Raw genomic sequence first — 10193 nt, 5'->3', positions numbered from 1 at the left:
CGGGCGCTCACTTCTTCTCGGCCAGCTGCTTCAGGTTCTGCAGGCCGGCCTTGTAGACGCCGGTGACGGCGGCCACCGCCGCCTCGTCGTTGCGGTCCGGCGGCGGGTCGTTGTTGGGGTGCCCGCGGTAGAAGGCGCCGCGCCACTCCACGGTGCTCTTGGCATCGCCGTCGGGTGTCACGGTGAGGGTGGAGGTGTAGTTGGTCACCGGCAGCGCGCCGCCGTCCTTCAACCGGTAGCTGTAGCGGCGCTGGGCGTCGTTGAAGGCCTCCAGCGTCTCCACCAGCTGGCCGCCGTCCTTGAGCTTGATGGTGCGCACGGAGCCCACGCTGCTGCCCTTGTCGGCCGGGCTCTCGGCCACGGCCGGATGCCAGTCCTTCAGCGCATCGAAGGCCTTGATGCGCGCCCACACCGCATCGGCGGGTGCGTCGATGCTGATGGTCTCCACCACCTTCTGCCGCGTGGGGCCGTGGGCCGCGGCGGGCAGCACGGCGGCCGCGGCGCCCAGCCCGGCAAGGGCGGTGGCCAGCCAGCGGCGGCGGCTGGGGTGGTGATCGGGGCTTGGCGTGAGGAACGGCATGCGCGGTGTCTCCTTCCGGGGTGGGGGTTGAATGCGGGTCTCAGGGCGGCGGCGCGTCGGCGATGAAGGCGCCGAAGCCCCGCGGATTGCGGCCGGTGGCGATGTGGTGCAGCGTGCGGCCGCTGCGCGCGTCCAGCACGCTCAGGCGGTCGTCCATCCAGTTCACCACCACCACCTTGTCGCCGAAGGCGGCGATGCCCTCGGGGTAGCCGAAGCCTTCCAGCGTGCGCAGCGGCTGCAGCGTGGCCGCGTCGATCACGCTCACGCTGTCGGCATGCTGGTTGGTGACGTACAGCAGCGCGCCGCCATCGGCCAGCGCCGCGCCGTAGGGCGCCTTGCCGGTCTTCACCGTGGCCAGCAGGCGCGGCAGCGGCGTGGCGGCGGTGTCCAGCACGCTGAGGTCGTCGCTCTGCACGTTCAGCACGTACAGCCGCTGGCGCGCCGCGTCGTGCAGCAGCGCGAAGGGATGGCTGCCCACCGCCACATGGCCGCGCACCTGCCAGGTGGTGGTGTCCACCACGGCGATGCGGTCCTCGTCGCGCTCGGCCACGTACACCGTGCGGCCGTCGGCCTGCGCCGCCACGCCGGCCGGCGCGCGGCCCAGCGGCACGCTGGCCAGCGGCAGGCCGGTGGCGGTGTCCCAGGCCAGCAGGCGCTGCGCGAACCAGTCGGCCACGTACAGCCGGCGGCCGTCGGCCGAGGCATCGATGCCCACCGGCCCGCTGCCCGCCAGCAGCGTGGCCACCACCTGGCGGCGCGCCATGTCGATGACCGACACCGTGCGGCTGTCGGGGTTGCTCACGAACACCCGGCCCGCCGCGGCGGAGGCCACCACGCCGGCCGGCGAGCGGCCCACCGGCACCGTGGCCAGCAGCCGCTGCGTGGCCAGGTCGATCACCGACACGTCATGGCTGCCCTGGTTGGTCACCCAGGCCAGCGGCGCGGCCAGCGCGCCGCCGGTGCTGGCGGCCAGCAGCCACACCAGGCACGGCAGGGCGCGCGCCAGGCGCTTCACAGCGCCCGGGCCGTCTGCAGCTGCAGGCTGCTGCGGAACTGCAGGTCGCGGTTGTCCACCACCTCCGCCTTCAGCTCCCCGGTGCCCTGCGGCATGAATGCGAAGCGCAGGTTCGGGTTCTCGCTGATGGAGATGTCCAGGTCGGCCGACAGCACCGGCCGGCCACCGTGGGTGATGTCGATGCGCCGCACGAAGTGGGCGGGGATGTAGTGGCGCGTGAGCTGGTCCATGGCCAGGCCGGAGCTGTTGGGATGGCTCACCATCAGCTGCGCCAGCAGCGGCTGGCCGGGGCGCGGCTCGCCTTCCACCTTCAGCCGCATGCGGCCCAGGCTGGCCTGTGCGGCGGCCGGGTCCTTGCCCGGCGGCGCGCTGCAGCCGCCGGAGGCCTTCACCCAGCGGGTGGCCATCAGCAGCCGGCCGTCGCTGAGGTGGGCGATGGCGCGCACATGGGTGTATTCGTCGATGCGCACGCGGGTCTCGATGTCGGGCCGGCCGCTGCCCGGCGCCAGCGTGAACACCGCGGCGATGGGCGAGGGGTTGTTGTCGATCACCAGCGTGAGCTTCTCCACCCGCGGGCCGGCGTCGGCCGGCAGCCGCGAGCGGATGGCGATGGGCACCACCGCCGCGTCCTCGGCGCGCACCGGCGTCTCCAGCTGCAGCTGCTCGGGGCTGGCGGCGGTGATCTCGCGCTGCGCAAACAGGCTGGCGCGGATCTTCTGCCACTGCGGGCTGGCATCGGGCTGGTCCTCGCGCGAGGAAGGCGCGGCGGCGGTGCGGCCGGCGGCCGCGGCGGCGGCCATCGCCAGCAGCAGCCGGCGGCGGGTGGCATGCGTGTTCATTCTTCCCACTCCAGTTCGGCATAGGCCGCGGTGACGTTGCGGCGGTGGAAGGAATCGGCCAGCCGCCACGGCGCGGCGGCCTGCGGCGCCACCTGCCCCACCGCCTGGGACAGGGGCACGCCGGCCTTGATGGCCGCGCGGGTGCCCGCGCGCACGGCCTCCAGGTACTGCTGCTGCGGCTGCAGCGCGGCCGGCCAGGCCGTCTGCACCGGGCCGTGGCCGGGCACCGCCTGCGCCACGTCGAAGGCCTGCAGCTGCTGCATCACCTTCAGCCAGCCGTTGAGGCTGCCGTCGATCACCGGCAGGTGCTGCACGAACAGCAGGTCGCCCAGGAACAGCGTGCGGCTGCGGCGGTCGTACACCGTCAGGTCGGCATCGGTGTGGGCGGTGGGCCAGGCGTCCAGCTGCAGCACGCGCCCGCCCAGGTCCAGCTCCAGGCGGCCCTGCACCGGCAGGCCGGGCGGCACGATGTCGGCGGCCAGCATCACGGTACCGAACTCGCGCTGCAGCGCCTGGCGGTAGTAGGGCTCGCGGGCGGCCAGGCTGTCGGCCAGCCGCGCATGGCCGACGAACTGCGGGCCGCCGGCCGCGGTGCGGAAGGCCACGTTGCCCAGCACATGGTCAGGGTGCACATGGCTGTTGATCACGTAGCACACCGGCAGCGGCGTGGCCGCGGCCACCGCGCGCTGCAGCGCCTGGCCCACGGCCGGCGTACCGCCGGTGTCGATCACTGCCACGCAGCGGCTGCCGACGATGAAGCCCAGGTTGGCCACGTCGCCGCCGTTGCGCGGCGACCAGTCGTCCACCGCGCCGGTGTGCACCCACACGCCCGGCGCCACCTCGGCCACCGGCAGCACCGCCGGCGGCACCGGGGGTGCCTGCGCCCGCACCGCCGCGCCGGCGGCCAGCAGCACGGCCGCCAGGCAGGCCCGCAGCGCGGCCGGCAGGAGCAGGCGCAGCTCAGCCATGTCGGTGTGCCGCGGTGGGCTCAGCGGGGCACCGCGGCGCCCAGGAAGCAGCTCTTCTCGGCCTTGGTCTGCAGCTCCTTGTAGCGCTTGATGTCCTTCTGCATGGCCGGTGCCTCGCGGATGTAGCTGCCACGCTCGCCGCCGATGCTGGTGGCCTTGGCGGCGGTGCTCAGGGTCACGTAGTCGTCGAACTTCAGGTCGCGGGCCAGCGCATCCACGGCGCAGGCGCACTTGTTGACCATCTCGTACTGCGGGCCGGGATGGGTGGCCACGCATTCCTGCACGTAGAGCACGCGCTCCACGGTCGGGAAGTCGTTGGCCGAGGCGGCGCCGGCGGCCGTGGCCAGCAGCAGGGCGGCCAGCGGCCGGGCGGAGGGGAGGATGGAGGTCATGGTGGGGCTCGTCTTGGAGGTGTCGTCAGGTGCGGGCGGGCGGTGGCGGCTCGGCGCCGTCCAGCGTCAGGATGTCCTCGATCAGCGGCTCGGCCGCGCCGCCTTCGCCGGCCACGGTGCTGCGCAGGGCCACCACGCCGCCCGGCACCGCCTCGCTCAGCACGAAGCTGTAGTGCTTGCCGGCGAAGCGTTCGAAGCGCATGCGGTTGGGATCGTCCAGGTAGGGCGACACGGTGATCTCGCTGCCCGCCACCGGCTGGCCGCGCCAGCGCAGCGTCACCTCGCGCATCTGGCCGCGCTCGGCCAGCGCCAGGCGGATGCGCTTGCGGAAGTGGTTCTGCTGGCCGCGGGTCAGGCGCTGCATCTCGCGCACGTCGCGCTCGAGGAAGTACAGGATCACCGGGTTGCTGGTGGCCGAGGGCAGGTCGGGCAGCACCATGCTGCGCGGGCCGCTGAGGAACTCGCCGCGTGCGCTGCAGCAGCCGCCCTCTGCGGCGGGGCCGAGGTGGATGGTCACGCTGTCGTCGAAGCCGGCTTCCAGCGTGCCGGCATGGCGGAAGCCGTACCGCAGCGTCTGGCCCGGCTTCATGCCCGCCAGGTGCGGCCGCACGAACAGCGCGCGCTCCGGTGCGGTGATGGCGCCGGCCGCACCGGCCGCGGCCGGCGGCTGGGGCAGCACCTGCGACAGGGCCGGCGCGGCCAGCCAGGGCAGGGCGGGCAGCGCCAGGCCGGCGGCCAGCAGGCGGCGCCGGCGCGCGCCGGTGGCATCGGGGAACGGGGTGGGTGGGGACTGCATGGTGTGGGAAACAGGGAGGAAGAAGTGGAAGTCAGCGCCGCTCGCCCATGCGTTCCATCGCACGCTCCAGCGCGCCGTCCAGCTCGGAAGCCAGGTCGGAACGCAGGCTCTGCAGGCGTAGCAGCACGGCCTTGGCAGGGTCGATCTGGCCCTGGGCCACATGCAGCAGGCCCAGGCGCAGCAGCGCAAGCCGCGAGGCCGGCTCGATGCTCAGCGCCCGCTCGGTGTAGCGCTGGGCGCTGGCCAGGCGGCCCATCTCCTGCTGCGCCAGGCCGCGCATCAGCCAGGGCTGGGCATCGCTGCCGTCCTCGCGGGCCCAGGTCGTGGCGAACTGGTCCAGCTCCTGCCAGCGGCGCTCGCGCGCATACACCGCGGCCTGCAGGAAGCGCGGCTGGGTGGTGGTGGGCTGCTCCCAGAACGGCGCCTCGGCCGCGCGCAGCGACCCGATGGGCTGCAGCGCGCCATCGGCCAGCAGCGGCCGCAGCCAGGCCACCGGCGCGGAAAAGTAATGCGCATGGCCGCCACGCAGCCGGAAGGTGAGCACCGCCACCAGCCGCTGGGCATCGTCGAACAGGCCGCCGCCGCTGGCACCGGAGCTGAACCAGTTGGTGCTCTGCACCACCTGCGCGGCGTCGAAGCGGTGCAGCGCCACCACCTGGCCGCGGCTGTGCTGCAGGCCCTGGCCGCCGGTGAAGCCGATGGCGCTCACCGTCTGGCCCGGCTGCAGCGGCTCGTCGCCCAGCGCGGCCGGCGGTGCGCCCAGGCGCGGCACCGACAGCACGCACAGGTCGTGGCGGGTGTCGGCGGCCTGGGCCTCGGCGGTGTAGCGCAGGCCGCCGCGCAGCACATGCACCTGGCCCGCATCGCGGGTCACGTGGCAGTTGGTGACCACCTTGTCCTCGGCCACCACCACGCCGCTGCCCAGCGCGAAGCCGCCCTGCGACCGCAGCACCTCCACCTTGACGATGCTCTGGCCCACCTGCACCAGGGCCGCGCCTTCCAGCGCCGCGGCGGGCAGGCCGGCCGTGGCCAGCAGCCACGCCAGCAGCAGCGGCCGCAGGAGGGCACCGCGCTCAGTTGCGCCGGTCGCCCGCGGAATCGAGCAGCGGAACACCGAACTCCTTCAGGATGGCCTGGATGTCGGCCTGCTTGGCGGTGATCAGGCCTTCGATCTGCTGCTTCCATTCGCGCTCGCCGTAGCGCACGCCCATGGCCATCTCGTAGTCGAACTGCACGCCCGGCTCGGAGGCCAGCGGCAGCACCGCCAGCGGCGGCTGCTTGACGCGTTGGGCGAAGTAGCCGGCGATGGGACCCCAGACGATGGCGGCGTCGATGTTGCCGGCGGCCAGTTCCTTCTCGATGATCTCGCCGGGGTACTGCGCGGGGTCGGCGCTCATCATCTTGTAGGGCACGCCCTGGTCCACCAGGTCGTGCTTCCTCAGCCAGTCGCTGGCCGGCGAACGGTCGTAGATGCCGATGCGCAACCGCTTCAGCCGCTCGCGCGGCAGCTTGAGGAAGTCGTCCACCGAGGCCACGTCGTCCAGGCCGCGGCCGCGGTTGACCACCAGCGCATAGGTGCTGCGGTAGTAGGGCTTGGTGACCGACACCCCCTGGTCGAAGCCCACCGGCACGCCCATCACGATGTCGCAGGGGTAGTCCTGACCCGGCAGCTTGTAGCGCAGCGTGTTGCGGATGAAGGCCATGCGCTGCGGGAACGAGTAATAGGTGACCGGCAGCCCGAGCGACCGCCCGAACAGCTCGGCGATGCGGTTCTCGATGCCCTCGCCCTTGACGTTGGAGAAGGGCAGGTTGTTCGGGTCCTGGCACACCCGCAGCGCCTGGCGCGGCGCGGGGGCGTCGGGGGCCGAGGTCTGCGGCGGCTGCTGCTGCGCGGGCTGGGCCTGCGCAGCCCCACCCACCGCCGCGGCGATCGACGCGGCCGCCAGCGCGGCCAGCAGCGGGAGGTTGCGTGCAGTCATGTCGGCGTCCTCACGGAATCGGGCTGACCTTGGCCTGGGTGATGGCCCCGTCGGAGCGGCCCTTGAGATAGGCATACAGGTTGTCGATGTTGTTCATCACCATCTGGTTGGTGCCGAAACTCTGCATGCCTTTTTCAAGGCGCCCGTCGCGCACGGTCTTGATGAACTCCTCCTTGCTCAGGGTCTTCATGCTGGTGATGAGCGAGGGGCCCACCATGCCTTCCTGGTTGGCGCCGTGGCAGCGGTCGCAGGCCGCGGCCCGCCAGGCCCGGAAGCCGTCCATCGTCTTGGCGTCGACCTTGGTGCCGTCGACCACCGTGTAGAGCTTGTCCTGCGCTGCGCTGGCCATCGTGACACCTGCGCAGGCCAGCAGTACCAGCATCTGCTTCAACTTCATGTCTCGTCCGTCCTTCTCGCTTGAAAAAAAGGGGGCCGGCCCGCCGATGTCCCGGCGGGAACCTGCCCCCCACCCATCCAACTTGTCAGTGCCTTGCGCGCGGATCAGTTAGGCAAGGCAAACACTGTGAGCGAACCGCCCAGCTCGGTGTATTGGGACAGTTCCCTGTACCCGCCCACCGCGCCCAGGCCGTCCTGGTCCTTCTCCAGGCCCGCGGCCATGCCGATGCCGGCCCAGCCGCCGATGCCCGAGAACACGCCGATGTACTGCTTGCCCTTGTGCTCGTACGAGAACACGTTGCCGATGATCCCGGAGGGCGTCTTGAACTTGAACAACTCCTTGTTGATGTCGTTCTTGTCCACGCACTTCATGTAGCCCTCGAGCGTGCCGAAGCAGGACAGGCCGCCCGCGGTGTTGAGCGAGCCGCTCCACACCGAGAACTTCTCCGGCTTGCTCTGCACGATCTTGCCGGTGCCGGCGTTCCAGGTGATGAAGTTGCCCATGCCGCCATGGCTGCCCGGGGCCGGGTACATCGACAGCGTGGCACCCACGTACGGCTGGCCGGCCGTGTACTCCACCTTGAACGGCTCGTAGTCCATGCACACGTGGTTGGTCGGCACGTAGAACAGCTTGGTCTCCGGATCGAACGAGGCGGGCTGCTGGTCCTTGGAGCCCAGCGCCGCCGGGCAGATGCCCTTGGTGTTGACGTCAGGACCGTTCTGCGCCGTGGAGTACTTGGACACCACCTGCGGCCGCCCGGTCTTCATGTCCACGTGCGTGGCCCAGTTCACCTGCGGGTCGTACTTCTCGGCCACCAGCAGCGCACCGGTCACCCGGTCCATGGTGTAGGCGAAGCCGTTGCGGTCGAAGTGCACCAGCGCCTTCGTCGGCTTGCCCTTGACGTCGATGTCCGCCAGGATCATCTCGTTGACGCCGTCGAAGTCCCACTCGTCGAACGGGGTCATCTGGTAGACCCACTTGGCCATGCCGGTGTCCAGGTCACGCGAGAAGATGGTCATGGACCACTTGTTGTCGCCCGGGCGCTGCGAGGGGTTCCAGGTGGAAGGATTGCCGGTGCCGTAGTACAGCGAGTTGGTGGCCTTGTCGTAGCTGAACCAGCCCCAGGTGGTGCCGCCGCCGATCTTCCACTGGTCGCCCTGCCAGGTCTTGAGCGACGAGTCCTTGCCCACCGGCTTCATCGCGCCGTCGGTCCAGGTCATCGTCTTCTCGGGGTCCATCAGCATCTCGGCGTCGGGGCCCACGCTGTAGCCCTTCCAGGCCAGCTTGCCGTCGCTCAGGTTGTATGCCGCGATGAAGCCGCGCACGCCCCACTCACCGCCGGAGATGCCGGTGATCACCTTGTCCTTGAAGATGTGCGGCGCATTGGTGTTCACCGCGCCCAGCTTGGGGTCGCCGTTCTTGGTCTGCCACACCGGCTTGCCGGTCTTGGCGTCCAGCGCCACCAGCATCGAGTCGGCCTGCTGCAGGATGACCTTGCCCTCGGCATAGGCCAGCCCGCGGTTGACGGTGTCGCAGCACATCTGCGGGATCACCGCCGGGTCCTGCTTGGGCTCGTACTTCCACTTGATCTTCTGCGTGTCGAGGTCCAGCGCGAACACCTTGTTGGGGAACGGCGTGTGCAGGTACATCGTGCCGTCGATCACCAGCGGCGAGCCTTCGTGGCCGCGCAGCACGCCGGTGGAGAAGGTCCAGGCGACCTGCATCTTGCCGACGTTGCTCTTGTTGATCTGGTTCAGCTTGCTGTAGCGCTGGTTGAACATGTCGCCCGCTTGCATCGCCCAGTTCTTGGAATTGGCGATGTTCTTCTCCACGTCGGCATTGGCATACGCCAAGGCCGGGAGAGCCAACAACGCAAGCCCCAAGCGCTGCGCATAGCGAACGCTCGATTGCCGGGAAAGCTTCATCGATGTCTCCTTCTCTGGGTGGTCTGGGGTTGTGCGAAGGTCCGCCACCGAAGCCCTTCGATGCTGGTACGCAGGCAGGCTGGTCCGCAACAACCATGCCCATCGCCGGCAACCGGTGCGCCGGCTCCGGGCCCCGCAACGGGCCGCACGGGGCCGGTGGCGGCCCAGGTGCCGGATGCGCTAGGTGAAACCCTGAAATTGCAGGCTTGCAATTGGCCGCAGGGCGGCTAATCCACCTGTCTAGGCAAGTGCCGACTGGGGAAAGCCCTGAGTGCATCGGGGACCGGTGCGGCCGATGCCGCAGCGCAGCACGGCTGCCGCTTCGTCGCAGGCCGCGACAGTGCAGGCCGCATTTTTGGCGCAGAGTGTTGCAACAAGAGTGCAGGGCTGTCGCTTGCCGCAGAATGGCCTGCCCGTGGCCCCTGCCGGACGCGCAAAGGCGCGGAAGTTGCTGGCTGCAGGCCAGAACCAGATGTCCCCTCCATGCTCCGTACCCAAGGCCTCACCAAGCGTTATGGAAAGCACGCCGCGCTGCAATCGCTGACGATGCAATTGGGCGCCGGCCAGTTCACCGCCCTGCTGGGGCCCAACGGCGCGGGCAAGTCCACGTTGTTCCAGGTGCTCACCGGTCTGTTCGCGGCCGACGAAGGCGAGGTGGAGGTGGCAGGCCATTCGCTGCGCCATGCGGCCACCGCAGCGTTGCGCCACATCGGCGTGGTGTTCCAGCAGATGTCGCTGGACCTGGACCTGAGCATCCGCCGCAACCTGCTGTTCCAGGCCGACCTGCATGGCCTGCCGCGCAGGCTGGCGCTGCAGCGCATCGAGGCCGGCTGTGCGCGGCTGAACCTGGAGCCCGACCTGCAGCGCAAGGTGCGCGAGCTGTCCGGCGGCAACCGCCGCAAGGTGGAGTTGGTGCGGGCCTGGCTGCACGAACCCGCGGTGATGCTGATGGACGAGGCCACCGTGGGCCTGGACCCCAGGTCGCGCCGCGACCTGCTGGCCGCCATCCGCGCGGACGTGCGCGAGCGCGGCACCTGCGTGCTGTGGGCCACCCACTGGGTGGAGGAAGCGCAGGCCGCCGACCGCGTGCTGGTGCTGCACAAGGGCAGCCTGCTGGCCGACGGCACGCCCGCCGCGGTGACGCAGGCGCTGGGCGGGCCCACGCTGGAAGCCGGCTTCATCCAGCGCACGACGGGCTGACGCACCACCCCATTCCAAGGAGACACGCACCCATGCCATTCCCTCTCCGTCATGCCGCCGGCTGCCTGCTGGCCCTGGCCTGCGCCGGCGCTGCCGCGCAGG

General features: G+C 70.8%; 11 protein-coding genes. 1 reads left to right on the top strand and 10 read right to left on the bottom strand.

Annotated features, from left to right (window positions below; genetic code table 11):
• Positions 1-7: 7 nt before the first annotated feature.
• The 10 genes from VO99_RS27635 to xoxF form a co-directional block, all read right to left on the bottom strand.
• Positions 8-580: an SRPBCC family protein gene (locus tag VO99_RS27635; protein ID WP_046116187.1), complete on the bottom strand. Its 573-nt coding sequence runs from the start codon at positions 578-580 to the stop codon at positions 8-10.
• A 40-nt stretch (positions 581-620) separates the two neighbouring features.
• A complete protein-coding gene (locus VO99_RS27630; RefSeq protein ID WP_310733682.1) occupies positions 621-1595 on the bottom strand; it encodes a YncE family protein in 975 nt (324 codons plus the stop codon).
• Positions 1592-2434, bottom strand: coding sequence for a quinoprotein dehydrogenase-associated SoxYZ-like carrier (locus VO99_RS27625; RefSeq protein WP_046116186.1), 843 nt, complete (start codon positions 2432-2434; stop codon positions 1592-1594). The genes VO99_RS27630 and VO99_RS27625 overlap by 4 nt, the downstream gene beginning before the upstream one ends.
• Positions 2431-3402 (bottom strand): quinoprotein relay system zinc metallohydrolase 2, encoded by a 972-nt coding sequence (locus VO99_RS27620; RefSeq protein ID WP_046116185.1) that lies wholly within the window; start codon positions 3400-3402, stop codon positions 2431-2433. Before VO99_RS27620 ends, VO99_RS27625 begins: the two co-directional genes overlap by 4 nt.
• Positions 3403-3422: 20 nt before the next feature.
• Entirely contained in the window at positions 3423-3794 is a 372-nt protein-coding gene (locus VO99_RS27615; RefSeq protein ID WP_046116184.1) for a hypothetical protein, read from the bottom strand.
• 25 nt (positions 3795-3819) lie between these two features.
• Complete coding sequence (locus VO99_RS27610) at positions 3820-4590, bottom strand: hypothetical protein (RefSeq protein ID WP_052736686.1); 771 nt, start codon at positions 4588-4590, stop codon at positions 3820-3822.
• Positions 4591-4621: 31 nt separating this feature from the next.
• Positions 4622-5704 (bottom strand): S1 family peptidase, encoded by a 1083-nt coding sequence (locus VO99_RS27605; protein WP_052736685.1) that lies wholly within the window; start codon positions 5702-5704, stop codon positions 4622-4624.
• Positions 5664-6569, bottom strand: a complete 906-nt coding sequence (locus tag VO99_RS27600) for a substrate-binding domain-containing protein (RefSeq protein ID WP_046116183.1) — start codon at positions 6567-6569, stop codon at positions 5664-5666. The genes VO99_RS27605 and VO99_RS27600 overlap by 41 nt, the downstream gene beginning before the upstream one ends.
• A gap of 10 nt (positions 6570-6579) precedes the next feature.
• Complete coding sequence (locus VO99_RS27595) at positions 6580-6966, bottom strand: c-type cytochrome (protein WP_046116182.1); 387 nt, start codon at positions 6964-6966, stop codon at positions 6580-6582.
• A 104-nt stretch (positions 6967-7070) separates the two neighbouring features.
• On the bottom strand, positions 7071-8891 hold the full coding sequence (gene xoxF, locus VO99_RS27590) for a PQQ-dependent ethylene glycol dehydrogenase XoxF (RefSeq protein ID WP_046116181.1): 1821 nt from the start codon (positions 8889-8891) through the stop codon (positions 7071-7073).
• Between the two features lie 483 nt (positions 8892-9374).
• On the opposite strand from xoxF, the gene VO99_RS27585 reads away from it, so the two are divergent.
• Positions 9375-10091: a lanthanide ABC transporter ATP-binding protein PedB/LutE gene (locus VO99_RS27585; protein WP_046116180.1), complete on the top strand. Its 717-nt coding sequence runs from the start codon at positions 9375-9377 to the stop codon at positions 10089-10091.
• Positions 10092-10193: the final 102 nt, after the last annotated feature.

The organism is Aquincola tertiaricarbonis, assembly GCF_000969605.1.
In the GTDB taxonomy this organism is placed as follows: Bacteria; Pseudomonadota; Gammaproteobacteria; order Burkholderiales; family Burkholderiaceae_C; genus Aquincola; species Aquincola tertiaricarbonis.
The sequence above is the reverse complement of the archived record's forward strand: the minus strand, read 5'-3'. Positions and strand labels throughout refer to the sequence as shown.